The organism is Sulfitobacter rhodophyticola (assembly GCF_041281685.2).
In the GTDB taxonomy this organism is placed as follows: Bacteria; Pseudomonadota; Alphaproteobacteria; order Rhodobacterales; family Rhodobacteraceae; genus Sulfitobacter.
This window is the reverse complement of sequence record NZ_CP166251.2, coordinates 3,290,491-3,316,703: the sequence shown is the minus strand read 5'-3', so window position 1 is coordinate 3,316,703 and position 26,213 is coordinate 3,290,491. Positions and strand designations below refer to the sequence as shown.

The 26,213-nt window shown below is 61.6% G+C and carries 26 protein-coding genes and 3 tRNA genes; 14 read left to right on the top strand and 15 right to left on the bottom strand.

Annotated features, from left to right (window positions below):
* From AB4X18_RS17340 to AB4X18_RS17330, 3 genes are read left to right on the top strand one after another with little or no spacing between them, the layout of a single operon-like run.
* On the top strand, window positions 1-765 hold the full coding sequence (locus tag AB4X18_RS17340; protein WP_370401263.1) for an SDR family oxidoreductase: 765 nt from the start codon (window positions 1-3) through the stop codon (window positions 763-765).
* Window positions 766-775: 10 nt separating this feature from the next.
* Entirely contained in the window at window positions 776-1,519 is a 744-nt protein-coding gene (locus AB4X18_RS17335; protein ID WP_432816834.1) for an SDR family oxidoreductase, read from the top strand.
* A complete protein-coding gene (locus AB4X18_RS17330) occupies window positions 1,519-2,667 on the top strand; it encodes an alpha-hydroxy acid oxidase (protein ID WP_432816833.1) in 1,149 nt (382 codons plus the stop codon). The genes AB4X18_RS17335 and AB4X18_RS17330 overlap by 1 nt, the downstream gene beginning before the upstream one ends.
* A 553-nt stretch (window positions 2,668-3,220) precedes the next feature.
* Here the strand turns inward: AB4X18_RS17330 and AB4X18_RS17325 are convergent.
* Window positions 3,221-4,177 carry a DMT family transporter gene (locus AB4X18_RS17325; protein WP_432816832.1) on the bottom strand — a complete coding sequence of 319 codons (957 nt, stop codon included), beginning with the start codon at window positions 4,175-4,177 and terminating at the stop codon, window positions 3,221-3,223.
* A gap of 72 nt (window positions 4,178-4,249) precedes the next feature.
* On the opposite strand from AB4X18_RS17325, the gene AB4X18_RS17320 reads away from it, so the two are divergent.
* Entirely contained in the window at window positions 4,250-5,125 is an 876-nt protein-coding gene (locus AB4X18_RS17320; RefSeq protein WP_370401260.1) for an alpha/beta fold hydrolase, read from the top strand.
* Between the two features lie 47 nt (window positions 5,126-5,172).
* Here AB4X18_RS17320 and AB4X18_RS17315 read toward each other — a convergent pair.
* From AB4X18_RS17315 to AB4X18_RS17290, 6 genes are all read right to left on the bottom strand, one after another.
* Window positions 5,173-5,249 (bottom strand) — tRNA-Asp (locus tag AB4X18_RS17315).
* Window positions 5,250-5,517: 268 nt separating this feature from the next.
* The gene (locus AB4X18_RS17310) at window positions 5,518-6,456 is read right to left on the bottom strand and encodes a pirin family protein (RefSeq protein WP_370401259.1); all 939 of its coding nucleotides are present in this window, start codon (window positions 6,454-6,456) and stop codon (window positions 5,518-5,520) included.
* Between the two features lie 92 nt (window positions 6,457-6,548).
* Window positions 6,549-7,361: a hypothetical protein gene (locus tag AB4X18_RS17305; protein ID WP_432816831.1), complete on the bottom strand. Its 813-nt coding sequence runs from the start codon at window positions 7,359-7,361 to the stop codon at window positions 6,549-6,551.
* Between the two features lie 237 nt (window positions 7,362-7,598).
* Window positions 7,599-7,674 (bottom strand) — tRNA-Val (locus tag AB4X18_RS17300).
* Between the two features lie 35 nt (window positions 7,675-7,709).
* On the bottom strand, window positions 7,710-8,282 hold the full coding sequence (locus AB4X18_RS17295) for a histidine phosphatase family protein (RefSeq protein ID WP_432816830.1): 573 nt from the start codon (window positions 8,280-8,282) through the stop codon (window positions 7,710-7,712).
* A 66-nt stretch (window positions 8,283-8,348) separates the two neighbouring features.
* Window positions 8,349-8,423: transfer RNA gene (locus AB4X18_RS17290), tRNA-Val, on the bottom strand.
* 236 nt (window positions 8,424-8,659) lie between these two features.
* Here AB4X18_RS17290 and AB4X18_RS17285 point away from each other — a divergent pair.
* Window positions 8,660-9,472 (top strand): class I SAM-dependent methyltransferase, encoded by an 813-nt coding sequence (locus AB4X18_RS17285; RefSeq protein WP_370401254.1) that lies wholly within the window; start codon window positions 8,660-8,662, stop codon window positions 9,470-9,472.
* A gap of 214 nt (window positions 9,473-9,686) precedes the next feature.
* Here AB4X18_RS17285 and AB4X18_RS17280 read toward each other — a convergent pair whose 3' ends face one another.
* Both AB4X18_RS17280 and lon read right to left on the bottom strand, forming a co-directional pair.
* Entirely contained in the window at window positions 9,687-10,124 is a 438-nt protein-coding gene (locus tag AB4X18_RS17280; RefSeq protein WP_370401253.1) for an HU family DNA-binding protein, read from the bottom strand.
* A 203-nt stretch (window positions 10,125-10,327) separates the two neighbouring features.
* Window positions 10,328-12,739 carry an endopeptidase La gene (lon, locus tag AB4X18_RS17275; protein WP_370401252.1) on the bottom strand — a complete coding sequence of 804 codons (2,412 nt, stop codon included), beginning with the start codon at window positions 12,737-12,739 and terminating at the stop codon, window positions 10,328-10,330.
* A gap of 339 nt (window positions 12,740-13,078) precedes the next feature.
* Here lon and AB4X18_RS17270 point away from each other — a divergent pair, with 339 nt between their 5' ends.
* Window positions 13,079-13,969: a hypothetical protein gene (locus AB4X18_RS17270; RefSeq protein ID WP_370401251.1), complete on the top strand. Its 891-nt coding sequence runs from the start codon at window positions 13,079-13,081 to the stop codon at window positions 13,967-13,969.
* Here the strand turns inward: AB4X18_RS17270 and tgt are convergent.
* Complete coding sequence (gene tgt / locus AB4X18_RS17265) at window positions 13,966-15,093, bottom strand: tRNA guanosine(34) transglycosylase Tgt (protein ID WP_370401250.1); 1,128 nt, start codon at window positions 15,091-15,093, stop codon at window positions 13,966-13,968. The genes AB4X18_RS17270 and tgt overlap by 4 nt on opposite strands.
* A 113-nt stretch (window positions 15,094-15,206) precedes the next feature.
* Here tgt and AB4X18_RS17260 point away from each other — a divergent pair, with 113 nt between their 5' ends.
* The 3 genes from AB4X18_RS17260 (at window position 15,207) to rimK (ending at window position 17,825) form a co-directional block, all read left to right on the top strand.
* Window positions 15,207-16,100, top strand: coding sequence for an SPFH domain-containing protein (locus AB4X18_RS17260; protein WP_370401249.1), 894 nt, complete (start codon window positions 15,207-15,209; stop codon window positions 16,098-16,100).
* Window positions 16,097-16,375: an NfeD family protein gene (locus tag AB4X18_RS17255; RefSeq protein WP_432816829.1), complete on the top strand. Its 279-nt coding sequence runs from the start codon at window positions 16,097-16,099 to the stop codon at window positions 16,373-16,375. The genes AB4X18_RS17260 and AB4X18_RS17255 overlap by 4 nt, the downstream gene beginning before the upstream one ends.
* Window positions 16,376-16,445: 70 nt before the next feature.
* Window positions 16,446-17,825: a 30S ribosomal protein S6--L-glutamate ligase gene (gene rimK / locus AB4X18_RS17250; RefSeq protein WP_370401247.1), complete on the top strand. Its 1,380-nt coding sequence runs from the start codon at window positions 16,446-16,448 to the stop codon at window positions 17,823-17,825.
* Between the two features lie 148 nt (window positions 17,826-17,973).
* On the opposite strand, the gene AB4X18_RS17245 is transcribed toward rimK, so the two are convergent.
* Window positions 17,974-18,780 (bottom strand): aminoglycoside 6-adenylyltransferase, encoded by an 807-nt coding sequence (locus AB4X18_RS17245; RefSeq protein ID WP_370401246.1) that lies wholly within the window; start codon window positions 18,778-18,780, stop codon window positions 17,974-17,976.
* A gap of 241 nt (window positions 18,781-19,021) precedes the next feature.
* Between AB4X18_RS17245 and AB4X18_RS17240 the strand changes: the two genes are divergently transcribed.
* The 5 genes from AB4X18_RS17240 to AB4X18_RS17220 all read left to right on the top strand — a co-directional run bounded on the left by AB4X18_RS17240 (window position 19,022) and on the right by AB4X18_RS17220 (window position 21,926).
* Window positions 19,022-19,786, top strand: coding sequence for a polysaccharide deacetylase family protein (locus AB4X18_RS17240; protein WP_370401245.1), 765 nt, complete (start codon window positions 19,022-19,024; stop codon window positions 19,784-19,786).
* A 9-nt stretch (window positions 19,787-19,795) separates the two neighbouring features.
* The gene (locus AB4X18_RS17235) at window positions 19,796-20,653 is read left to right on the top strand and encodes a GNAT family N-acetyltransferase (protein ID WP_370401244.1); all 858 of its coding nucleotides are present in this window, start codon (window positions 19,796-19,798) and stop codon (window positions 20,651-20,653) included.
* Window positions 20,654-20,751: 98 nt separating this feature from the next.
* Window positions 20,752-21,114 carry an SUF system Fe-S cluster assembly protein gene (locus tag AB4X18_RS17230; RefSeq protein ID WP_370401243.1) on the top strand — a complete coding sequence of 121 codons (363 nt, stop codon included), beginning with the start codon at window positions 20,752-20,754 and terminating at the stop codon, window positions 21,112-21,114.
* Window positions 21,115-21,237: 123 nt separating this feature from the next.
* Window positions 21,238-21,600 carry a HesB/IscA family protein gene (locus AB4X18_RS17225; protein ID WP_370401242.1) on the top strand — a complete coding sequence of 121 codons (363 nt, stop codon included), beginning with the start codon at window positions 21,238-21,240 and terminating at the stop codon, window positions 21,598-21,600.
* Window positions 21,597-21,926 (top strand): TfoX/Sxy family protein, encoded by a 330-nt coding sequence (locus tag AB4X18_RS17220; RefSeq protein WP_370401241.1) that lies wholly within the window; start codon window positions 21,597-21,599, stop codon window positions 21,924-21,926. Before AB4X18_RS17225 ends, AB4X18_RS17220 begins: the two co-directional genes overlap by 4 nt.
* Window positions 21,927-21,930: 4 nt before the next feature.
* Here the strand turns inward: AB4X18_RS17220 and AB4X18_RS17215 are convergent, their stop codons facing one another.
* The 4 genes from AB4X18_RS17215 to AB4X18_RS17200 all read right to left on the bottom strand — a co-directional run bounded on the left by AB4X18_RS17215 (window position 21,931) and on the right by AB4X18_RS17200 (window position 26,091).
* Window positions 21,931-22,839: an isopenicillin N synthase family dioxygenase gene (locus tag AB4X18_RS17215; RefSeq protein ID WP_370401240.1), complete on the bottom strand. Its 909-nt coding sequence runs from the start codon at window positions 22,837-22,839 to the stop codon at window positions 21,931-21,933.
* Between the two features lie 120 nt (window positions 22,840-22,959).
* Entirely contained in the window at window positions 22,960-24,336 is a 1,377-nt protein-coding gene (locus tag AB4X18_RS17210) for a TRAP transporter large permease (RefSeq protein WP_370401239.1), read from the bottom strand.
* A 4-nt stretch (window positions 24,337-24,340) separates the two neighbouring features.
* On the bottom strand, window positions 24,341-25,021 hold the full coding sequence (locus AB4X18_RS17205; protein WP_370401238.1) for a TRAP transporter small permease: 681 nt from the start codon (window positions 25,019-25,021) through the stop codon (window positions 24,341-24,343).
* 71 nt (window positions 25,022-25,092) lie between these two features.
* Window positions 25,093-26,091: a DctP family TRAP transporter solute-binding subunit gene (locus tag AB4X18_RS17200; RefSeq protein WP_432816828.1), complete on the bottom strand. Its 999-nt coding sequence runs from the start codon at window positions 26,089-26,091 to the stop codon at window positions 25,093-25,095.
* Between the last annotated feature and the right edge of the window lie 122 nt (window positions 26,092-26,213).

Sequence of the window (26,213 nt, the reverse complement as noted above, 5' to 3'; positions counted from 1 at the left end):
ATGTCAAATCCATTCGACCTGACGGGCCGCAAGGCCCTCGTCACCGGCGGTGCGACAGGCATCGGAGAGGGCATCGCCCTTGCCCTTGCGGCCGCAGGTGCCGATGTGGCGCTGACCTATCGCAGCCACCAACCCGACGAAACGCTGGCCAAGATCGAAGGCCTGGGTCGCACCGCAGCTGCCGTCAAGGCGGATTTCGTGGACATGGACGAGGCCGCCGCGACGGAGGTGATCGACTTTGCCACAGATGCGCTTGGCGGGCTTGATATCCTGGTCAACAACGCAGGCATCATTCACCGCGAGGCGTCCACCGACATGCCGCTCGACGATTGGCGGCGGGTCATCTCGGTCAATCTCGATTCCGTGTGGCTGCTGTCGCAGGCTGCCGGTCGTGGCATGGTCAAGCAAGGGTCGGGCAAGATCGTTATCGTCGCCTCCGTGCTGGGATCGCAAGGTGGACTGATGGTGCCGGCCTATGCGTCGAGCAAGCACGCCGCAATCGGGCTGACCCGGTCGCTGTGCAATGAATGGGCGCAGCATGGCGTCAACGTGAACGCCATCGCCCCGGGCTATACCGCCACGGATAATACCCAAGCGCTGCGCGACGATCCCGATCGCTCCAAGGCGCTGCTGGCCCGCATTCCTGCGGGCCGATTTGCGGAGCCTTCGGAGATTGCAGGGGCCGCCGTTTTCCTCGCCTCCGATGCCGCCGCCTATTGCCATGGTAGCGTCGTCACGGTCGATGGCGGCTGGCTCGCGCGCTGAGAGAGGACATATGGAACAGACACTTACCGGAAAAACCGCGCTCGTCACGGCGGCGGGCAACGGGATTGGCCGCGCATCAGCCACGGAACTGGCGCGGCGGGGCGCAGATGTGATCGCTACCGATATCGACGGCGACGCTGTTGCGGCCGTGGCCAACACCTCCGACCGCATCACTGCGCAGCGGCTCGACGTGTTGGACGCAGGCGCTGTCGAGACGCTGATCGCCGCCTCACCCCGCATCGACATTCTGGTGAACTGCGCGGGCTGGGTGCATGACGGGACCATCCTCGACTGCGGCGAGGACGTTTGGGACCGCGCCTTCGACCTCAACGCCAAGTCGATGTACCGGATCACCCGCGCCGTGCTGCCCGCGATGCTGGACAATGGCCAAGGCTCCATCGTCAACATCGCCTCTATCGTCTCAAGCGAAAAGGGCGCACCGCGTCGCTTTGCCTACGGCGCGTCCAAGGCCGCCATCATCGGCATGACCAAGGCCATAGCTGCCGACTTCGTCAAACAGGGCATCCGCTGCAACGCCATCTGCCCCGGCACCGTGCAAAGCCCCTCGCTGGAAGAGCGGCTGACCGCAACCGGCGACTTCGACAAGGCGCTTGCCGCCTTCAAGGATCGCCAACCGATGGGCCGGCTCGGCACGCCGGAGGAAATCGCCGAAATGGTCTGCTATCTGGCGGGCGATATGTCGGCCTTTACCACCGGCCAGGCCTTTGCCGTCGATGGCGGGTGGTCGATTTGATGCGGCTGTCGCGCGCCGCCTCCATCGACGATCTGCGCCAGATGGCGCGCCGCAGGATCCCGCGTTTTGCCTTCGATTTGGTCGATGGCGGGGCGGAATCCGAGCGCAACATGCGGCGCAATTCCGAGGCGTTCGAAGAGGTGGAGTTGACACCGCGCTACATGATCGACGTGGCTGAGATTGACACGCGGGCGACGATTTTCGGCCAGAGCTTTGACGCCCCCTTCGGCATAGCCCCCATTGGAATGCTCAACGCCTTTTGGCCAGGCGCGGACCTGATCCTCGCGCGGCTGAGCAAGCGCGAAAACATCCCCTACGTGGCCAGCTCCGCCGCCTCGACCACGCTCGAACAACTGGCCCAGGCGGCGGACGGAAACGGCTGGTTCCAGCTCTATGTCTCAAGCGATGCGGACGTGACCGAAGGGCTGGTCGCCCGCGCTGAGGCCGCAGACTACAAGGTCATGATGGTCACCGCCGACGTGCCCGCCGCAGGCAAGCGCGACCGCGACATTCGCAATCAACTGAGCGTGCCGTTCAAGTTCACGCCGGACGTCGTGCTGCAATGCGCGATCAATCCTACATGGGCGCTGACAAGCCTCAAGCACGGCACGCCGAACGTGGCCAATTACGCCGACCTCCTGCAATCTGCGACGTCCTATGCCGATGTCCAGAAGACGCTGATCACGCCCAGCTTTTGCTGGAACGACCTCAAGCGCCTTCGGGACCGCTGGAAGGGTACGCTGCTGGTCAAGGGCATCCTGCACGCCGAGGACGCAGTGAAATGCGCCGATCTCGGGTGTGACGGCATCGTCGTGTCGAACCACGGCGGTCGACAAGTGGCCTTTGGTCCGCCCACGATCGAAGCCTTGCCACACATCGCAAAGGCCCTCAACGGTCGGATCAAGATCATCCTCGACAGCGGGATCCGCCGTGGTGCCGACATGCTGCGCGCCAAGGCTTATGGCGCAGACTTCGCCCTATCAGGCCGCGCCTTGGCCTTTGGTGTCGGCGCGGGAGGCGCTGCAGGCGCGGACCGGGCATTCCAGACCCTGCATCTGGAACTGGTGCGTGCGCTAGGGCAACTTGGCGTGGCATCCTACACCGATGTCAGTGCGTCCGAACTGAGTAAAATATCGGGACAAGACTGAGGAACTTGTTCTGGAACACCGTGCTCCGGGGGTGCCGCGCTCAAGACTGCAACCACCGGATATTGATTGGTGCGACCGCCTGCGGCGTGGAGATTAGATTGAGAGGTTTATGCAACCAAAATATTCTGCTCTAGCGATCTGCAGTACTTGAACAAGAAACTGGAGGAGTAAAGAACAGGCGGCAAAGCGGTCGTCGAGATGTGAACTGTAAACATCCGCTTTGTCCCGCACTGCGGACCTTAGATCCCGCACAGTAGCGCTGAGACCTGGCCCTTTTGTCTGCTTTCCGCTCCGAAGCCAAGACGGGTCATTGATTGGATTTACCTGCACGGACTCAAGGGCGCAGCCCGGTGCGCATCCATCCTTTGTAGCTGTGACTTGGCAACCATAAACTGCCTCGAACCTACGTCGGATCGCCCCCCGCAGTCTGGCAATGCACGGCTTGCGTTTCGATCGAAGGCCAATGATTGCTCCGTTCCGCATAGTAGACATCGAGGCGAATGCCCCCCGCGAAGACGACGCAGGCAGGCAAACACCAGAACCCAAGACCCGATCAAGCCCGCCTTGCCGTCGCCCTGCGGCCCTCGCGCATGAACACGTACACCCCTGACGCGATCACAATGGCCACGCCCATGAAGACCGATGGCTGGGGCCATTCGCCAAAGATCGTCCAGCCCCAGAAGAGCGCATAGAGCAGCAGCACATATTCAAAAGGGGCCACCACAGCGGCTGGGCTGAGGCGGTAGGCCTGGGTCATGAAATACCCTACCATGGCCGAGACGGCACCAAGGCCGCCGAACACCAGCGCATCCCAAAGCGACGGCCAGAGCCACGGGCGCAGCAGGAAACGCACGCTTGTGGAGGCATCATCGGGCAGATAGCGCCCGTCGCCTGCGATAAAGTACATCACCGCGCTGATCGCCAGAAACGCCAGCTGGATCTGAATGGCCAGGGCCGATGCGCGGCTGGTGGCCCCCAGCTTGCGCGTCAGTACCGACATGCTGGCATAGCCTGCAGCGGCAAAAAGCGGCAGCACCACGACCCAGCCCAGACCCGCGCTGCCTGCTGTGAGTTCGGGCATCATCATCACCAGAACGCCCACGAACCCTGCCCCGATGGCGGCGAAACGGCGGGGGCCGACATGTTCCCCCAAGACCGGGATCGACAGGAGCGTGACGAAGAGTGGGGCCACGAAATAGATCGCATTGGCGGTGGCCAGGGGCATCGCCACGATGGCCGCGTACATGCAACTGTTGGCGATGATGATGCACAGACAGCGCAGCGTGTGCAGCATCGGTTTTCCTGTGCGCAGCAGCGACACGCCGCCTTCGGCCATCAGCATGCCGAAGGTCAGCACCAATCCCACAAAGGACCGCATGAAGATGATCTGGTGCAGCGGGTATCCTCCCGCCAGCAGCTTGATCAGCATGTCGTTGAGCGAGACAAAGAACATGCCGCCCAGCATGAAGGCAATGCCGTGGCGGCTGGTGGAGGTGGCAAGGGCGGTCATGCCTCTCCCTACACCCGCGCGCGGGGATTTGTTAGGCGTTCTTGTGCAGGTTCGCGAAATGGGGGGATCAGGATGGATTTTGAAGGTTTTGAGCGGGGTGTGGCGGATGTGGGCGGCGTGCGGATCGCCTATCGGCGTGGCGGCGACGGGCCACCGGTGCTGTTGCTGCACGGCTTTCCCCAAACCCACGTGATGTGGCACGCGGTGGCCCCGGTGCTGGCGCAGCGGTTTACGGTGATTGCCGCCGATCTGCGCGGATACGGCGACAGCGGCACGCCGGAGGGAACGCAGAGCTACAGCTTTCGCCACATGGCGCAGGATCAGCGCGCGCTGATGGCGCATCTGGGGTTCGCGCGGTTTCATCTGGTGGGCCATGACCGCGGCGGGCGCACGGCGCACCGGTTGGCGCTGGATTCGCCGGAAGCGGTGGCGAGCCTGACGGTCATGGACATAGTGCCCACGCATCTGCTGCTGGAGGGGCTGACACGTCAGGTGGCGCAGGCCTATTACCACTGGTTCTTTCTGGCCCAGCCCGCCCCCTTCCCGGAGACGATGATCGGCCATGACCCGGACATGTACTTTGAAAGCTGTCTGACCGGGTGGGGATCGGCGACGCTGGACGATTTTGATCCCGAAGCGTTGAACGCCTACCGCACGGCGTGGCGGCGGCCTGAGGTGATCGCGGGCATGTGTGCCGATTATCGCGCGGCGCTGGCCCATGACTTTGATCTGGATGCCGCTGATCTGGGGCGGCGCGTCCCCTGCCCGTCCCTTGTGATGTATGGCGCGGACGGGGCCATGGCGCGTGCCTATGATGTGCCGGGCACATGGGCGGATCGGCTGGATGATATGCGCAGTGCAGCAGTGCCGGGCGGGCATTTCTTTATCGACCAGCACCCGAAAGAAACCGCTGCGGCGCTGATGGCATTTCTGAGGGATGTGGCCTGAGGCCCAAAAGCGAAAGGGCCCGCAAAGCGGACCCTTCAAAGCAGCGGTGGCGCGGTTGACGGGGCTCGAACCCGCGACCCCCGGCGTGACAGGCCGGTACTCTAACCATCTGAGCTACAACCGCCCACTGCATCTTCGAAGCATCGCCCCGAAGCGTCTGGAGGTAATATGAGCGCAGCCCCGCTACGTCAAGCCGCAATTCCGCAGGTTCGGGCAGAAAAACACTGTCGGCGGCAATTATCTGTCGGCACCGGGCACCCCCTTGCCCCTATTGCCGCGTAACCATTGATAATTCTGCCTTTTTTGGCGGATTGTTCATGGCGGGGGAATTACCAGCGCACAAAGGAATTGCGCAATTGCAACGCCTTGGGCATGCCACGTGCGGGTCACAATTACCGTGCGGGTGCAGGGATGAATTCATCCGCATCACCGGGCGGCAGCTTGAATCGCCCATGCGCCCAGTCACCTGCGCGCCATGCTTCCTTGGCCGCATCGATGCGGTCCTTGCTGGAGGCCACGAAGTTCCACCAGATGTGGCGCGGCCCGTCCATGGTGGCACCACCCAGCAGCATCACCCGCGCGCCTGCGTCGCCCGCTTTGGCGCTGATCCGGTCGCCCGGGCGGAAGACGAGCATCTGCCCTGCCTCAAAGGTCTGGCCCGACACCGTCACCTCGCCCGCGATCACGTAAAGCCCGCGATCCTCGTGATCATCCGGCAGCGGGATGTGCGCGCCCGCCTCAAGCAGGGCATCGGCATAGAAGGTCTCGGAATAGACCTTCACCGGGGCTTCCTCCCCATAGGCGGTGCCGAGGATCAGGCGGACCTCCTTGCCCTCCCCTTCCAGCAGCGGCAGCGTATCCTTGGGGGCGTGTTCGAAAGCGGCGGCTTCGTCTTCGTACTTCTTGGGCAAGGCGACCCATGTCTGCAGACCGAACAGGCTGTGCGGTGCCTTGATCAGATCACCGTCGGCGCGTTCGGAATGGGTGATGCCGTGGCCAGCGACCATCCAGTTGACCGCCCCGGGTTCGATCCACTGATCGGTGCCGAGGCTGTCGCGGTGGTGGATCTTGCCTTTGTAGAGGTAGGTGACCGTGGCCAACCCGATGTGTGGATGCGGGCGCACGTCTATGCCCTTGCCGGTCAGGAATTCCGCCGGGCCCATCTGGTCAAAGAAGATGAAGGGGCCGACCATCTGGCGCGCAGGTGCGGGCAGCGCGCGCCGCACTTCGAACCCGCCCAGATCGCGGGCGCGTGGCACGATGACTGTTTCGATGGCGTCCACGGCGTCGCCCGTGGGGCAGTCGGGATCAAGGGCGGGGTTCCAGCTCATCTCGGGGCTCCTTTGGCGGGTGTTCCGGCAAAAGATATGTCGTCCGGCCCCGGCCACAAGGCACAGGGGGTCTGCGCGGATGCACGTGGCGGTCAGGCGGACCGCACACCAAAGGTGCCGCGCGCGGAATCGGCGGTCGCCCGTTTCAACCGGCGCCTGGAAGGCTTGAGCCCATCGCGCAGGGCGGCATCAGAGGACAGTTCAGGCAGGTCAAGCCGTTCTTTCGACAGCAATATTGTGCGTGCGCCGGTCGTGCCGTCAAAGCGGTGAATGAACATCTCTTGCCAGGCGAAATGGCCACCGTCCCGCAGGTTGATGATGTCTTCGACGAAGTTGTGGCATTGCTGGTTTTCCATCAGCAGCACATATTTGCGCGCCGTGTTGACCATGTTGGCCAGCCCGACGAAGTGGCTGACGGCGGTGTGGATGTGCATCAGCACGGTCTGGCTGTAGACCAGATCGGCGTGGGGCCAGTGCCGCGACAGGGGCATGGTGATGTCCTGTAGCGACAGATGTGGCGCCAGTTCGGGGTGGCGACGGGCGGCAAGGTCAAGCTGCGTCTGGCCCCGATCCGCGCCGGAGAAGGCGATATGCGGGAAAAGCGCCGCCCCGTTGGCAAGGTGATCCCCTGCCCCGCAGCCGACCTCATGCACGCTGTCGGGTTTCAGCCTGGCGATGGCTTCGAGGATGGCGCGCTGATTGGGGTGGATGTCCTGTCCGTCGACCTCGATCCGGCCGCTTTGCGGATCAAGGCGCAGCTCTCCCGACTTGGCGACGGCGCGGTTTTCACGCTCCACCACGCCCTTCAGGCGGCGTTCATAGGAATCGGCGGTATAGGTCTCCCAGTCGAAGTCGTCGTCATAGAATTTGCGGGATTTGTAGAAGAAACGGTCGAAAAGAGACATGGCGGGCCTTGGTATTCAATTTGTGCCGAGCACGGGAGTGGCAAGGCCATAGCACAGGTGGGCCGGCGGGTGTGCAAGAAATTGCAGGGGTTGTTTGCGGTGGCTGCCGATCGTGCAGGGGCAATCCGGTACGCCAATTCAGAGGGGGGTATTGTGAGTCGTGAGAGGCGCGAACGCCCGACCCAGACTGGGCGCGCAGCGGGCGGGCGTCGGTCGGGCTGGAACGGCGGGGTGATATGGTGGGTCGTGAGAGGCTCGAACTCCCGACATCTTCGGTGTAAACGAAGCGCTCTACCAACTGAGCTAACGACCCGGCCCGGCCCTCTTAGCGCAAGGGGTGGCTTGGCTTCAAGCCCCTTCTGACAGCAGGGTCTGTTGGCCGTTCTCCACCTGAAAGACAACACCCTGCCCGCCTGGCATCCGGCGCACGTCATGGCCTTCGATGCCCAGCAGGATCAGGCGCAACATGCGGGAGGTGATGCCATGGGTGACCAGAACCGCCGGGACGTTCATCTGCGTCAGAAAGCTCTCACAGCGGATGCGCAAGGCGGCAAGACCTTCGCCCTCCGGCGCGAGGTCATAAAGGTCAAAGCCGTCTTCCGCGCCGTGGTGGTCCATCAGCGTCCGGCGGTCCTGACCCGCGAAGGTGCCAAGACCAACTTCTGTCAGCGCGGGGTCGGTGGTGAAATCGCCACCCCAGCCTTCGAGGGCGATCGCCGCCGTGGCGAGGGCGCGTTTTTGCGGGCTGCTGATGGCGCGGAAACCGCTGAGGTCGCGGGCGCCAAGGATGCGCCGCTGTGCTTGCGCCTGAGCGATGCCTTTTTTGGTGAGCGGAGCATCGAAATGGCCCTGCAACCGGCCTTCGGCGTTCCACGTGGTTTCGCCGTGGCGCAGGATATAGAGGGGGGGATGGGCAGGCATCGGCGTGGTTTTTCCTGAGGTGCTGTTTCAGGTCGCGGGCGCAGAACGCAGCCTCAATGGGGAGAATGGTGGGTGATAAGAGATTTGAACTCCTGACATCTTCGATGTGAACGAAGCGCTCTACCACTGAGCTAATCACCCGTGGGGCTGGATTTAGCCAATCGCGGCACCCCCTGCAAGAGGGGGCGGCAAAAAAGCGTCCTGCGTTGGGTCTGGCGTTCGGGTGATGCGTTGCGGGTCGCAAGTAGATGGGGGAGCGATTGGAGGATGCCAAATCTGAAAAGCCCGAATGACCTTTTGACCCCCAAAAGAAGGAAATCACCGTCAAGGCATGCTATGCTGGCGCGCGATGACGCAGGTATAGACGGTGGAATATCATGCCGCAGGACAGTTACCAGCTTGCCAGTAGTGCTGCGCATATCTACGAGGATCAAAAGGTCAAGGCCATCTTCGGCCCGCTTGCCCGCGCGACTCTAAATACGATCTCCCTGAGTGCAGGCGACCGGGTGCTGGACGTTGCCTGCGGGACCGGCATTGTCGCGCGAAGCGTGCGTGACAGATACGGCACCGACGTTGCCGTTACGGGAACCGATCTCAACGACAGCATGATCGAGACGGCGCGCATGCTGACATCAGACCTGGTCCCCCCGATCGAGTGGGTTGTGGCAGACGCCACCGCCATGCCGTTTGCCGATGGCACGTTCTCCGTTTGCATGTGCCAGCAAGGACTGCAGTTCGTTCCGGACAAAAGGGCGGCAATCGAAGAGTTCAGGCGCGTCCTGGAACCGAATGGCCGTCTTGTGATTTCCATCTGGGCCGGGGCAAGTCCCTTTTTCACCGCGATGGCCGAGGCTTTGGCCCGCCATGTCAGCGCAGACGTTGCCGCGCTATCGCTTGCGCCTTTCGCTTATCAGGCGCAGACCGAAGTTCCTCCTCTCCTCTCGGCTGCTGGTTTCGGTCCGGTATCCGTTCAAACGATAGCGATCGACCGGGTCATTGAAGAGCCGGAGACAGACATTCCAAAGGAGATTTTTGGAAACCCGGTTGGCCCCTCCGTCAAGGAGAAGGGAGAGGAGACACTTGCAAGGATCGTTGGCGAAATCAGGGCTGCGTGTGTCGGGTTCGAACGGGAAGGCAGCCTGGTGATACCGCAAAGCGCTTATCTGATCACAGCGCAAGGGGTGAAGTGAAGGTCCTTTTTCAAGGTATTCAAAAGGCACAGTTTTTTGAAACTCAGCCAAAGTGGGAGTTGGCGCAGCAGCAGCTAAAACCCGCTTCGCCCGCATAGTCGATACACAAAAAGGGAAGATTTCCCGCACAGACCTGCGGGAACGCTTGCGGTACCAAAGCCGCAATGACGCTGCGCACAAGGCGCGGCGTGTCTGTTACGAGACCCCGATCAGATCAGATGTTCTTCGGCTGCCGGATCTTGGCGGTCAGGACGCGCGCGTTGGGCATGTCCTTTTCGCGACGCACCTTGAGTTTGCCAAAGGGTGGCAGCACCAGTTCGCGTTTTTCGGCCAGCGCATCGCCCAGGGCGGCGAGCATGGCTTCGATCACCGGTTTGGCGTCCTTTTTCTTGATGCCGGAGCGGGCGACCACGTCGTCGATCAGTTCCTTCTTGCGCAGTTGGGGGCCGACAATCACCGATTGCGGTGCGGCGACGACGGCAGGTTTCGCCGCTGCTGCGGGGGTCGGTGCCTTGCCGGTGACCGGGGTGACCGGCGCGGCTTTGGTGGCCGTCGCCGGTTTCGCAGCCTTCGCCGGGGTCGCAGGCTTGGTGCTGCGGCTTGCGGTTTTGGACGCTGTTGCGGCGGGTTTCTTGGTGGTTGCAGTGCTCATGAATGCCCTCAGTGTTTTTTGTTCTGGTTGAGGGACAGCCTAGACCAGTGCCGGGGAAAATACCAGTTTTCCTTGTGGGCCCGTGATCCGGCAAGCGGGACGCGGTTGTTGACGTTCGCACAAAGGGTTGTGGTTACACGAAAAAACCCCCCGAGATGTCGGGGGGTTTTTCTTCTGCTCGTCGGAGCCGGAGTGGCCGACGCCTAGTGCGTCGTGGCTGTGTCCCCGGCCCCGGATTTCGATGCCAGCGCTGCGGCTGCTGCCGCATCTTCGGCCTCCTGATCCCATTCGATGGCTTCGGGCGTCGCGGTCAAAGCTTGCTCAAGAACCTCCGACACGTGGCTGACGGGGATGATGGTCAGCCCCTCCTTCACGTTGTCGGGGATTTCGGGCAGGTCTTTCTCGTTCTCTTGCGGGATCAGCACCGTTGTGATGCCGCCTCGCAAAGCCGCGAGAAGCTTTTCCTTGAGGCCCCCGATGGGCATGGCATTGCCCCGCAGGGACACCTCACCCGTCATGGCGATGTCCTTGCGCACGGGGATCTGGGTCAGCACCGACACGATGGAGGTGACCATCGCCAGACCGGCAGATGGGCCGTCCTTGGGTGTCGCGCCATCGGGTACGTGCACGTGGATATCCAGCGCGTCGAACTTGGGCGGCTTGATCCCGATCTTGGGGCTGATGGAGCGCACATAGGAGCTTGCCGCGTCGATGCTTTCCTTCATCACATCGCCCAGCTTGCCTGTGGTCTTCATCCGGCCCTTGCCGGGCAGGCGCAAGGCTTCGATCTGCAGGAGTTCCCCGCCGACGGAGGTATAGGCAAGGCCCGTGACGACACCGATCTGATCCTCCTTTTCGGCCAGACCGTAGCGGTGTTTGCGCACGCCGAGGAAATCATCGAGGTTGTCGCCGGTCACGGTCACGTGGTCAGCTTCCTTCTTGATGATCTTGGTCAGCGATTTGCGCGCCACCTTGGCGATCTCACGTTCAAGGTTCCGCACGCCCGCCTCGCGGGTGTAGTAGCGGATCATGCCGGTGAGGGCTGAATCCTCGATCTCGAACTCCTTGGCTTTCAGACCGTGGTTCTTGATCTGCTTGGGCACCAGATGCTGTTTGGCGATCTCGCGCTTTTCATCCTCGGTGTAGCCCGCCAGCGGAATGATCTCCATCCGGTCGAGCAATGGTCCCGGCATGTTATAGCTGTTCGATGTGGTCAGGAACATCACGTTCGACAGGTCATATTCGACCTCCAGATAGTGATCCACAAAGGTGGAGTTCTGTTCCGGATCAAGCACTTCGAGCATGGCAGAGGCCGGATCACCACGGAAGTCCTGCCCCATCTTGTCGATCTCATCGAGCAGGATCAGCGGGTTCGTGGTCTTGGCCTTTTTCAGCGCCTGAATGATCTTGCCGGGCATGGAGCCGATATAGGTCCGGCGGTGGCCGCGAATTTCGCTTTCGTCACGCACGCCGCCAAGGGAGATGCGGATGAATTCGCGCCCCGTCGCCTTGGCCACGGATTTACCAAGCGATGTCTTACCCACGCCGGGAGGGCCCACAAGGCACATGATCGGGCCTTTGAGCTTGGTGGAGCGCTGCTGCACCGCGAGATATTCCACGATGCGTTCCTTGACCTTCTCAAGACCGTAGTGATCGTTGTCCAGAACCTCCTGCGCCTTGCCGAGGTTCTTTTTCACGCGGGATTTCGTGCCCCACGGGATCGACAGCATCCAGTCCAGATAGTTGCGCACGACCGTGGCTTCGGCGGACATCGGGCTCATGTTCTTGAGCTTTTTCAGTTCCGCATCGGCCTTTTCGCGGGCTTCCTTGCTCAGCTTTGTTTCCGCGATTTTTTCTTCGAGTTCGGCAACTTCGTTTTTGCCGTCCTCACCATCGCCCAGTTCCTGCTGAATGGCTTTCATCTGTTCGTTCAGGTAATATTCGCGCTGCGTCCGCTCCATCTGGGACTTCACGCGGGTCTTGATCTTCTTCTCGACCTGCAGAACGGACATTTCGCCCTGCATCAGGCCGTACACCTTCTCCAACCGCTCCGAGACGGAGAGTGTTTCCAGAAGGTCCTGTTTCTGGTCCACTTCGATGCCCAGATGACCAGCCACAAGGTCAGCCAGACGCGCAGGTTCAGAGGTTTCACCGACGGCGGCAAGCGCCTCATCCGGAACGTTTTTCTTGACCTTTGCGTAGCGCTCAAACTCGGCCGCGACGGAGCGCAGGAGCGCTTCGGTTGTGGCGGTGTCGCCGGGCATTTCGGTCAGGTATTCGGCGCGGGCTTCGAAGAAGTTGTCGTTTTCGAGGTATTCGGTGATGCGCACCCGCGCCTGCCCTTCAACCAGCACCTTGACGGTGCCATCGGGCAGTTTCAGCAGTTGCAGCACATTGGCCAGCACACCCGCCTTGAAGATACCGTCGGAGGCCGGATCATCCTCGCCGGGGTCAATTTGGCTGGACAGCAGGATCTGTTTGTCGTCCGCCATCACCTCTTCAAGCGCGCGCACGGACTTTTCGCGTCCCACGAACAAAGGCACAATCATGTGGGGGAACACCACGATATCGCGCAGGGGCAATACCGGATAGGACGCGTTCAATGGTTCTAACATGCTCTTTTCCTTATCGTTAGCAAGACAACCGGCCCCAAGTCGTGGCAGCCGAAGGTGTCTCCTGTCTGGGGGATATGGCCTTCACCCCCGCCTGTTTCAATGCCCTTGACGGGCTCTTGATCGCATCATCGGTCATGGTTGCACGGCTTGCAACCCATCCTCTCTGTTTGGTTTACGCGAAATTGACGCACCAGTGACGCGCGTGGGTTCTTGATAAAGGATACGCGGCGCGGTGCAGAGCGGATCAATGACGCCTTGTGCAGAACAACCACGGTTTTTCCACAGATTTGCCATGCTGGGCGGAGAAAAGCCTTTCCATAGCGGTCGAAGGTTCTTGTCATGTTGCGTCACATTTTTCGCCAACGGCGGCGCCTGTTGTTTGGTTGCCTGTTTTTCTGGCTCACGCTTGCGCCCACCCTCGTGCGGGACCTGTCGGCTGAGGCATGGAACCAGACCGGCCCGGCATGGATACTGCCCGTCACGCTGTTCTTGACGTTCGTGATTGTAACGGCCTGTTTCTTCGTGGTGGTCGGTCTGTTTGTGCTGCTGCTTCCGAAACTGCGCATCCTCGTTGAAACGGTGTTCGTGATCATTTTCTTGAACACGGTCCTACCCGGTCTTTTACCCGGCCTTTATGCATCGCCGCTGATGTCCGGCGTGTTGCAGATGGCCTGTGCCATTGGCGTATTCATCCTGTTTTACGGTGAATTCATGGACCGGTTCCGGTTCTGGCTTGATCACACAAGCGAACGGCACTTCATTTCGCCCAAGTCCGCGGAAGAGCTTTGGGCAGAACTCGTGCCCGGCGCATCCCCTGTGCAGGGGCATTGGGACAGCAGGCTTCATGCGGTTTTGCCCGTTGATGGGGAACCGGATGCCTTTGAGGTGCAGTATTCCCATGGTGCATCGCTTTATGAGCACCAGACCATGACCTTTCTGGAGCGCGATGCCCCGTTGCATGCCCGGTATCACCACGTCGGCGAGGTTGATCCGCGCAACCGCAGCCTGCTGGAAGGGACGTTTTCCATTCGCATCACGCCGCTGGAAAGCGGAGGGTGCAGGGTCACCCTGATCGCGACCCGGCAGTTGCTGCTGTTGCGGGCGGCGCTGCTGATGTGGTTTGACGACCATCTGGGCGATCAGGCGGACCATCTTTACGCACGGCACCGGGGATATCGCGACTGGACCACGACCGGCACCGCGATGCGCAGTGCCGGGAAGCTGGCCTAAAGCGGATCGATATCGCCCTGTGCACGGGTGGCGTGAAAGTCGGCCTGCCACGCCGCGAACGTGCCTGCGGCGATGGCAGCGCGCATGCCTGCCATGATGTCCTGATAGTACTGCAGGTTATGCCAGGTCAGCAGCATGGAACTGATGATCTCCTGGCTGCGGAAGACGTGGTGCAGATACGCGCGGGAGTAGTTCCGGCAGGCCGGACAGGTGCAGTTTTCATCCAAGGGGCGCGGATCGTCCATATGACGCGCATTCTTTATGTTGAGAACACCCAGACGTGTAAACACCTGCCCCGTGCGGCCAGAACGCGAGGGCAGCACGCAGTCCATCATGTCGATCCCGCGTGCCACGGCCCCCACGATATCATCGGGCTTACCCACCCCCATGAGGTAGCGTGGCTTGTCTGTAGGCAGTTGTTCGGGCGCATAATCCAGACAGCCGAACATGGCCTCCTGCCCCTCGCCCACTGCCAGACCGCCCACCGCGTAGCCGTCAAACCCGATCTCGCGCAGGGCTTGTGCAGATTGTGCGCGCAGGTCTTCCTCCAACCCGCCCTGCTGGATGCCGAAAAGCGCGTGACCGGGGCGGTCGCCGAAGGCTTCTTTTGAACGCGCAGCCCACCGCATCGACAATTCCATGCTTTGCGCGATCCGGTCGCGATCCGCGGGCAGCGCGGGGCATTCATCGAAGCACATCACGATGTCCGACCCCAGAAGCGCTTGAATTTCCATGGATCTTTCCGGTGTGATCTCGTGCTTTGATCCGTCGATGTGGCTTTTGAAGGTGACCCCGCGTTCCGTCAGCTTGCGCAAATCCGCAAGGCTCATCACCTGAAAGCCGCCTGAATCCGTAAGGATCGGCTTGTCCCAGTTCATGAATTTGTGCAGCCCGCCCAACCGGTCGATCCGTTCGGCTGTGGGGCGCAGCATCAAATGATAGGTGTTGCCCAGCAGGATATCCGCCCCCGTCGCCGCCACACTGTCGGGCATCATCGCCTTGACGGTCGCCGCCGTGCCCACGGGCATGAACGCAGGCGTACGGATGTCGCCACGGGTGGTGTGGATCACACCGGTGCGTGCGCGGCCATCGGTGGCCTGCAGGTCAAAGGAAACGTGGGTCATGCGGTGGTCTTTCTTGGTTGAATGCGGGCCTAGCCCATGCACTCTGAACTTGCAATTGGGCAGATTTTTCACCACATGGGACACAAAGCATCAATGGATTGAGGGACTTATTCGTGAGCATTGAAGAACTTCTGCTGGGCATCCTGCAAGACAACCTGCCCTTCCTGCTGCTGGCCGCTCTGGTGATCGTGGTCATCCTCATGGCGGTCAAGATCGTGCCGCAGTCTGAACAGCATGTGATTGAACGGTTTGGCCGGTTGCGCGCGGTGCTGGGGCCGGGGATCAACATGATTGTGCCGTTCATCGACCGGGTTGCGCACAAGATCTCCATTCTGGAACGGCAATTGCCCACCGCCAGTCAGGACGCGATCACCCGCGATAACGTGCTGGTGCAGGTCGATACCTCCGTCTTCTATCGCATCACAGAACCGGAAAAGACCGTTTACCGCATCCGCGATGTGGATTCAGCAATTGCCACCACCGTCGCCGGGATCGTCCGGGCCGAGATCGGCAAGATGGATCTGGATGAAGTGCAGGCGAACCGGTCCTCGCTGATCCTGACGATCAAGACCACCGTTGAGGACGCTGTCGACAACTGGGGCATCGAGGTAACGCGCGCGGAAATCCTCGACGTGAACCTTGATGCGGCCACCCGCGCCGCGATGATGCAACAGCTCAACGCCGAACGCGCGCGCCGCGCGCAGGTGACCGAGGCCGAAGGGTCCAAGCGGGCGGTGGAACTGGCGGCGGACGCGGAACTTTATGCCTCCGAACAATCCGCCAAGGCCCGCCGCGTGCTGGCCGAAGCCGAAGCCTATGCCACGCAGGTCGTTGCGGTGGCGATTGACGAAAACGGGCTGGAGGCAGCGCAGTACCAGATTGCCCTGAAGCAGGTCGAAGCGCTCAGCGCGATGGGTGCGGGAAATGGCAACCAGACGGTCGTGATGCCTGCACAGGTGCTTGATGCCTTTGGCGATGCATTCAAACTGCTTCAGGGGCGCGGATGATGGCCGGTCTTCTGTCGCTGTGGTGGATGTGGATCTGCATCGCGCTTGTCGTGGGGCTGATCGAACTGATGGCACCCGGTTTCATCTTTCTGGGCTTTGCACTTGGGGCGATGGTAATGGCGGGGGTGGTGTTTCTTGCCCCCGGCCTTTCCATCCCGCTGATGCTGGCCCTTTTTGCGATCCTGTCGCTGGTCGCGTGGATCGTGCTGCGACAGGTGTTCAAACGCCAGTCCTCCGGCGCGCGGATCGTCACGCGGGACATCAATGATCACTGACGTCCGAGCCTTTGCTTGAGGTCACCTGCCCTGCCTGTTACCCCGATACTCCTGACAAGGGGAGCAGACGATGGACGAACTGACGTTTGGGTGGGAAGAATGGGTGGCGTTGCCCGATCTGGGATTGCCTGCGCTCAAGGCGAAAGTGGATACCGGTGCGCGCACCTCCGCCCTTCATGCCCATGACATTGAGGTTTTCGGCACCGCTGCCAAACCCAAGGTGCGCTTCAACGTCCACCCCATCGCGGGGCGCGAAGACGTGTCGATCACCTGTTCCGCACCCTTGGTGGACCGGCGCGAGGTCACCTCCTCCAATGGTGAGGCCGAGCAACGTTTCGTGATCTTGACAAAGCTGCAGGTCGGCGGGCAAAGCTGGCCCATAGAGGTGACGCTGACCAACCGCGCGGGGTTGACCAGCCGGATGCTGCTGGGACGGCAGGCGCTGGGGGACCACATCACCATCTCCGCCACCGAACGCAAGATGCAGCCCGAACTGAGCTATGACGTCTATCACACCGCCTCCCTGCGCCACGCGGCACCGCAGCGCGCCCTGCGCATCGCGGTGCTGAGCCGGGAAGACAATTACTCCACCCGCCGTCTGGTCGAGGTGGGCGAAGAACGCGGTCATACGGTCGAGGTGATCGACACCACGCGCTGTTACATGGCGATCAACACAATGGCCCCCGAAGTGCATTACGACGGCAAACGCCTGCCCCGCTATGACGCGGTGATCCCGCGCATCGGGGCCTCCGTCACGCCCTATGGCTGCGCGGTGATCCGCCAGTTCGAAACCATCGGCACCTATTGCGTGAACGGTTCCGCTGGCATCCTTGCCAGCCGCGACAAACTGCACGCCCATCAGGTGCTTGCGGGCAAACGCATCGGCATGCCCACCACCGCCTTCGCCGCCTCCCCCAAGGACACATCGAACCTGATGGCGCTGGTGGGCACCGCGCCGCTGATTGTGAAGCTGCTGGAATCCACCCAAGGCAAAGGCGTGGTGCTGGCCGAAACCAAAAAGGCCGCCGAATCCGTGATCGACGCGTTCCGGGGTCTCAAGGCGAATTTTCTGGTGCAGGACTTCGTGAAGGAAGCGGCAGGTGAGGACATCCGCTGTCTGGTGGTCGCAGGCAAGGTGGTCGCCGCGATGAAGCGCACCGGGGCGGACGGCGATTTCCGTTCCAACCTGCACCGGGGCGGGTCCGCCAAGGTCGTGCGCATCACCAAGGCCGAACGCGACACCGCCGTGCGCGCCGCGCGGGCCTTCGGATTGGGCAAGGCGGGCGTGGATCTCCTGCGATCAGAGACAGGTCCGAAAGTGCTTGAAGTGAATTCATCGCCCGGCTTCGAAGGCATCGAAAAGGCCACCGGCAAGGACATCGTCGGCAAGCTCTATGACGAGATCGAAGCGCGGGTGAAGCCGCAACCGCTGCGCAAGCGCAAGGGCTGAAACCGCACCGCCCCTGCCCTTGCCCTTCCAAATGGTTCCAAAAACCTGGGGAGGTTGAGGGGCTAGCCCCTCATCCAAAGAATAAAATCGCGTCGCGCCTTTGGCGCGTCCGCACGACCACCGCCCCCCGAAGCGCCCCGTGGCAAGCTCACTCGGGCTGGTAGGGCCGTGTGACACCCAGCGATTCTTCAAGCTTCGCCCAGGTCGCCGCTTCGAACTCTTCGGGCCAGGCCACCCCCCACGCCAGCGCCAGCCTGCGCGCCCGTGGCAGGTAGGCGGCGGCATAGGCCACATGGGCGTCGATCATCGCGGCACGTGTGGGCACGGGCGGCGGCATGGAAAACATCAGGGCCTTCTGCGGACCGGTGATCAACCTGTTCAGGTGCAGCACCCCACCCCGGTGTGGCGCGCCTGTTTCCTCGATCAGCAGATCGACCAGCAGGTTGCGCAGATGATAAATGCCCAGCACGCCATTGATGTATTCCTCTCGCCCGACTGCCAGATGCAACAGGCCCAGAACGCGGATGAACTCCTCGATCTGATGTTTGAGCTTCCGGGTATCCGGTCCGGTTTCCGCCGGCTTTTCATTCAGCGTGTCATAAATGCCATCGTGATCGAAAACAGGTTTTAGCCCGGCTTGGGTATGCGCGCCCATCTGATCGGGTCGGAGGATCACAACATCCGTCCGGGTCCAGTCCTCCGTGATGGCGTTGATCAGCACAGGCACGGTCGTGCGGTCCCACCAGAGCACAATCTTGCCGGTCCGGGCGACCGCCTTTCGCCAGATCCTTGCGATGGCATCGGACGCCCCTTCCTGCGCGACCAGCACGAAATCCACGTCACTGAAGGCATCTGCCATGCCATTGGCGTGACTGCCGCTCAGAAACAAGGCCCGCACCTCCGGTTCGTCCCGCAGCGGTTGTGCAATCAGGTCGATGACGGTCTCATGCCGCATGGGCTGATCTCCCTTTGGTTGCATCACGTAGATTATAATCGCCCGAGTTAACAGGGTCAAACCACCGCGGCCACGCTTTACGGCGATTTTTCAATACCTTTGACTGTTATTTGGGCGGCCGCGTTGTTCGCCGGACCGGCCATTGGCATGGCGCCGGGGATGGTCAGAGGGTATGAGGGGATCAGACCACAGCCGAAGCCGAGTAGACCACGCCGGTGCAGGAACGGCGGAGGGAACGCGGATGGCAACTTGGACAGATCTGGACCGCGAATTACGGATCTGGCAGGACGCAGGCCATGTGCCGACGTTCTGGTGGCGCGATGATGATACCGAACGCCCCACGCCCGCACTGGATCGGCTGATCGGTCTGGCAGAGGGCGCTGGCGTGCCGCTGCATCTGGCGGTGGTGCCCGCGGGGGTTGCGCCCGATCTGGCCGCGCGGCTGGCAAGGGCACAGGATGTACACGTGATGCAACACGGGTTGGCCCACATCAACCACGAACCGCCCGGTGCGCGCGCCTCCGAAGTGGGTCAGAACCGCGACATCGCGTTGCAGTTGCGCGATCTGGCCGACGGCTGGCAGCGGCTGGTGGCGGCTGGTCTGCCCAATCTGCTGCCCGCCTTCGCGCCGCCGTGGAACCGGATCGCGATGACCACGCTGCCGCATCTGCCCGGGTTGGGTTACCGATTGCTGTCGGCCTTTGATGCGACGGTGCCGCAAGCGCATGTGCCCGGGCTGGTCCAGATCAACGTCCAGTGTGATCCGATCCGCTGGAAGGACGGCGCCCGGTTCCGGGGCAGCGATACCACCCTGCACATCCTGCTGGAGCATCTCCGGCAGCGCCGCCGGGGCGATGTGCCGCGCGATGAGCCGACGGGGCTGGTCACGCACCACCTGCAGACTGATGAGGCAACCTGGGATTTCACCCAGAGGCTGTTGGCCCATCTGACGCAGCCGGGCCAAACGCGGTGGCTGCGCCTGTCGTCTTTCATGGAATCGGGCTAGGCTGCGCAAATGGTTGAAATTGCACATGCCAAACCCGACGAACGCGAGGAAATCGCGCAGTTCATGGACCGGGTTTTTACCAAGGCCCGCTGGGGCATGGACCAATGGCGCGCCCTGCTTGTCGGACGCTGGAGCAAGCCGGAAGACATCTATGCCGTGACCGTGCGCGACGGGACCGATCTGGTTGGGGTGCTGGGGCTGGTGACGGCGCATCGCCCGACCGAAGCGGGACCGCGCATCACCGCCAACATGTCGTCGTGGTATGTGTTGAAACCGTTTCGCGGCGGGGGTGTCGGACGGCGCATGGTCGAATGTGCCGCCGCTGATCCGGCCGTGACCGTGACCAACTTCACCAGTTCCCCCAATGCCGTGCGGGTGATCGAACAGGCCGGACTGACGGTGCTGGATCGGGACCGGCTGATCTGGCATCCCCGGACCCGCGCCACCAAACGCCTGAGCGTGCATGACGACCCGCTGGGATCCGGCCTGATCGGGGACCGCGACGCCCGCGTGGTTGCCGATCACGCGGGGCTGAACCTGACGCCGCTGCTGATTGAGACGCCTGATGGGCCGCTGGTGCTGGTGCTGGCGATCAAGCAGAAATCTGACGACCGCGTAACGCATGAGATCATGTATCTGGGCGACCGCGACCTGTTTGCCCGCCATGCCCGCGCGATTGCCGACAGCCTGCTGCCCGCCAGCGGTGCAATCCTTTCGGTCGACCCGCGACTGGTGCCACCTGAAATCACGCCCGACACGACCGAACCGTTTTCGGTGCCGCGCTACTACACACCGGGGCGGATGGACGCCCGCGCCATTGATCACCTGTATTCCGAAACGGTGCTGCTGGACGTCAAGCTGTTCTGAACCGAGCCGGGCAACACCATGCGCATATTCACCCCTGCCTATGGACGGCTGCCCTTCCAATCCCTATATAAACAGTCAGGAACCAAGGTGAGAGTGGCATGACCCAACAGACCCCCCCGATGGAAGGCGCCCCGCTGATTGCGCCCTCTTCCACCGATCATCCGCTGTACGAGCAGATTGTTGAAGCCTGCCGCAGCGTCTATGATCCTGAAATCCCGGTGAACATCTATGAACTTGGCCTGATCTATACCATTGATATCAATGATGAGAACGCGGTGGACATCAAGATGTCGCTGACCGCGCCGGGCTGCCCGGTGGCAGGTGAAATGCCCGGATGGGTTGCGGATGCGGTCGAACCGCTGCCGGGTGTAAAGCAGGTCAATGTCGAACTGGTCTGGGAGCCGCCCTGGGGCATGGACATGATGTCTGACGAAGCCCGGTTGGAACTTGGCTTCATGTAAGACGAGGCTTTCGATGCCGGGCGTGGGTTGATTTTTGATGTCCTGCGCGGCGACACAAGACCGCAGCATGCTTGAGAAACGGCATGATACATCTTATCTTCGTTGCTTGAAGGAGCACAGATCATGTTTGGCATTCCCGGCAAGCAGGCCGTCACCATCACCCCGAGGGCCGCTGCGCAAATCACCAAGCTGATGACGCAGGCAGGTCACGCCGGGTTGCGCATTGGCGTCAAGAAGGGCGGCTGTGCGGGCATGGAATACACCATGGACTATGTGGATGAAGCCGACCCCAACGATGAAACCGTGGAACAGGACGGCGCGCGGGTGATGATTGCGCCCATGGCGCAGATGTTCCTGTTCGGGACAGAGATCGATTATGAGACGTCGCTGCTGGAATCCGGGTTCCGGTTCAAGAACCCGAACGTGACCGAGGCCTGCGGCTGTGGTGAATCGATCAAGTTCGACGAGTCCCTGGCCACCAAGTGAGCCTTGGGGCCGCCGATATCGCCTTTGTCCGCGATCTTTTTTCTGACATTCCCGACCTCACGACCCGCCGCATGTTCGGCGGGCTGGGTATCTATTCCGGCGGCGTGATCTTTGCGCTGATGCGCTCTGACGGGCAGGTGCTGCTCAAGGCGCAGGAAGGACCTTTTGCGGATCATATGGCGGCGATTGGCGGGGAACACTGGACCTACACCCGCAAGAACGGCACGCACAGCGCGATGCCCTACTGGAGCCTGCCTGAAAACATGCTGGATGAGCCTGATCAGATCACGAATCTGGCCAACAGGTGCCTGGCGGCGCTGAACTGAACCCCTAGGCGCGTTTTTGCAGGTGCACGTAGGTTTCGTTATAGCGGCGCGACAGATGTTCGCCCGCCGGGATGACCTTGCCGGACCCTGCAGGCGCGATGTTGGTCTCGTGGCCGGGGTTGAAGAACAGCGGCACAGAAATGCGTTCCGCATGCCCGCCGACGACCCGGTGTGGCGTGGCCAGCACCGCGCCATCGGTCCAGGTCTCCATCATTTCGCCGAAGTTGATCACGAAGGTGCCGGGTTGCGCGCTGACCGGCAACCAGCCCCCGCCGCGCTGGCGCACCTCCAGCCCCGGCGCGCCGTCGGTCGCCAGCAGCGTCAGGCAGCCGTAGTCGGTATGCGGCGCGATGCCGAAATCCTTGGCCCCTGCCGTCGCGGGCCGAGACGGATAGTAGTTTCCCCGCAGCAACGCCATGGGCACCTTGAAGCCTGCGTCAAAGCTGTCGCGCGGCGCATCGAGCGCGACCGCAACGCCGCGCAGGACATCCAGCCCGACCGCGCAGGCCTGATGGAAGTACGCGGAAATCTCCGCTTCGAACCCTTCGGGTTGCGCGGGCCAGCGGTTGGCGGCGTAGAATGGATTTTCCAGCAGCGGATCACCTGCGGGCAGGATCACGCCACTGTCGAAGACCTGTTTGTAGTCCGGGTTGGCGGTTGGATCGACCTGTTCGGCACCGGACGCCCCCCATCCCCGGTTCGACCCGGTGCTGGCCATGTCGACGGGCTGTTTGACCGCATCGGGCAGCTTGAAGAACGCGCGGTAGACTTCAATCACGCGGGCGACCCGGTCAGGGGTCAGGGCGGTGTTCACGACCGTGGCAAATCCGGTCTCCATCGCGGCCACACGCATTGCCTTGATGCTGTCGGGGTCACCCGTGCTGAGCTTTGCCAAATCTATGCATGGAATCATGTCGTGTCCTCCCTGACGGTGAAGGCTACTGCGCATTGGTGAGACGACAAAACGAAATCACGCAAAAGGCGGGCCTTTCGACCCGCCTTGCATGTGTTCGCCAACCTGAGATTGGGCTACCTACTTCGTGATGATCTCCGGCCCCATCATCAGTGTCGGCAACCAGGTGGAAAGGAACGGGATGTAGGTCACCATGATCAGGAACACGAACAGCACGGCGAGGAACGGCAGCGCCGCGCGCACGACCTTCATCATCGGCATGTTCGCCACACCCGAGGTCACGAAAAGGTTCAGACCCACGGGCGGCGTGATCATCCCGATCTCCATGTTCACGACCATGATGATGCCCAGGTGAATAGGGTCAATGCCCAGTTCGATCGCAATGGGAAAGACCAGCGGCGCGACTATGACCAGCAGCCCGGAAGGCTCCATGAACTGCCCCCCGATCAGCAGGATCACGTTGACGATCACCAGGAACATGATCGGGCCAAAGCCCGCGTCCAGCATCGCAGCGGAGATCTGCTGCGGGATCTGTTCGTCCGTCAGTACGTGCTTGAGGATCAGCGCGTTGGCGATGATGAACATCAGCGTCACGGTCAGCTTGCCCGCCTCGAACAGCGTGTTGCGGGTGTCACGGTGGAAGAACACGGTGACCAGCGCCTTGGGTTTCTCCCAAAGCGACAGATTGCGCCCTTCCCCCGCCACATGCAGCGGACCCATGTCACGGTAGACGAAGGTCGCGATGAAGAAGGCGTAGACCGCTGCGACCGCTGCCGCTTCGGTCGGCGTGAAGATACCGCCATAGATGCCGCCCAGAATGATCACGATCAGGAACAGGCCCCAGCCCGCCTCGATGCCGGAGCGGCGCACTTCGCCCCAACCCAGCCAGTCACCCTTGGGCAGGTCGCGGACCCGCGCGATGACATAGATTGTCACCATCAGCATCAGACCGGCCAACATGCCCGGAATGACGCCCGCAAGGAACATGCGGCCCACCGATACATCTGTGGCGGAGGCATAGACCACCATCACGATGGAAGGCGGGATAAGAATGCCAAGCGTGCCTGCAACGGCGATGACGCCTGCGGCGAAATCCTTGGTATAGCCGACCTCGCGCATGCCGACGATCACGATGGAACCGATGGCGACCACCGTTGCGGGCGAAGACCCGCTGAGGGCGGCAAACAACATACAGGCGAACACCCCGGCAATCGCCAGACCGCCGGGCAGATGTCCCACAAGTGCGATGGAAAACCGGATGATCCGCCGCGCAACACCGCCCGTCGACATGAAAGAGGACGCCAGGATGAAGAACGGAATTGCCAGCAGCGTGTAATGACCCGCCATGGCTTGAAAGAAGGTCTGGGCAATCGACGCCATGGAGGTATCCGACAGCGCCAGCAAAAAGATGATCGAGGACAGGCCAAGCGAGATCGCAATCGGAACACCGATCAACATCAGGCCCACGACCATGGAGAAAAGGACGATGACTTCCATGATCTTAGTCCCCTGCGTTCATGTGTTTGACGTCTTCCACGGCATCTTCGGCCTCGTGGCTGACGATCAGCGAATGCTGACGCCCCTGTGCGACCTTCACGAAGGCCTGCACAAATCGCAGCAGCAACAGCGCCGCACCGAAGGGCAGCATCGCGTAGGGAATGAAGCGGGGCAGTTTTTCATAGGCTTCGCCCTGGTTCATGATGGGTTCGATCCAGCGCAGCCATTCGGGCAGTGGAATGTCGATGACCTCGTACCAGGCCTGATCGCGGGAGTTCTCAAAACCGGTCGGGAACCAGCGCCCCGATGTGGCATCAAGGGCGGCGAATGGCGCCCAATAGTCCCACGCCCCCTTCAGGAGCAAGGCGGCATAGATCACACAGACCGCTCCGGCCAGCAGCGCCAGGATTTTGCGCGGTCCCGGCGAAAACAGGTTGATCACCGCGTCCACGCCCAGATGCGCCGTGACCTTGACCGCATAACTCATGCCGAACAGGACCAGCCACGCGAAAAGGAACGTCACCATCTCCAACCCCCAGATGATCCCGGTGTTGAAGCCGTATCGCAGCACGACGTTGATGAATGTGATGATCGTCATCAAGCCAAGGATCAGGGCAATCGCCGTCTCCTCGATCTCGCTGACGATGCGGCCAATGCCGCTCTCGTTCTGCTCATGGTGTGCCATGTGCATGCCCCCCCGACGTCAAAAGAAACCCCCGCCCCGAAAGGGGGCGAGGGCCATTAGTCATGATCAGATCAGGATGATGAGTTGTTGAACTTCTGTGCGGCGTCGATGTTTTCCTGACCCACATCGTCACGGAACTGGTCCCAGACAGGGGCCATCACGTCGACCCATTCCTGACGCTGCTCCGGGGTCAGTTCGCGCACAACGCCGCCGGCATCGATGATTGCCTGCTTGGCTTCGGCGTTGACCTTGCTGGATTCGGAATTCCGTGCCTCGGTCACTTCGGCAACGATGGTCATCAACTGGTCACGCACGTCGGCATCCAGGCTGTCCAGCCAATCGGTGGACGTCACCAGCATGTAGTCGATAATCCCGTGGTTGGTTTCGGTCACGCCGTCCTGCACTTCGAAGAACTTGCGGCCATAGATGTTGGACCACGTGTTTTCTTGACCATCTACAACACCGGTTTGCAGCGCGCCGTAGACTTCGGAAAACGCCATCGGCTGGGGCGAGCCGCCCATCGCGGCCATCTGTGCCTTCAGCACGTCGGAGTTCTGCACGCGGAACTTGAGACCGCTGGCATCAGAGGGTGACATCAGCGGCTTGTTGGCTGACATCTGCTTCATGCCATTGTGCCAGAACGCGAGGCCCAGCAGGCCGCGGCGCGTCATGCTTTCCTTCATCGCCTGCCCGGTCTCGGAACTTTGGAAGGCATCAACCGCATCGATGTCCTTGAACATGAAGGGCAGATCGAAGATGCGGAACTGCTTGGTGAACTGCTCGAACTTGGAGAGCGACGGGGCGGCCAGTTGCACGTCACCCTGCAAGAGCGCTTCAAGCACCTGATCGTCGTTATAAAGCGTGGAGTTGGGGAAGACCTCCATACAGGCCTTGCCGTTCATTTCCTCGTTCACGCGGCTTTCCAGCAAGGATGCCGCAATGCCCTTGGGGTGTTTGTCGGTGTTGGTCACGTGGCTGAACTTGATGACGATCTCACCATCGTCACAGGCCGCAGCGACAGCGCCAGCGGATACGGTCAGGGCCAATGCGGCCGCAGTCAGAAGTTTCATGGTTCTCCTCCCAGAGATATAGAATCGTTGGTGGCACCGCTTTGTGATGCCCTGCGGGTATCAAACAGAAGCTGCGCGCGCCTCACAAGTTAATGAACGGACGCTCTGCCTGGTTCGCCAAA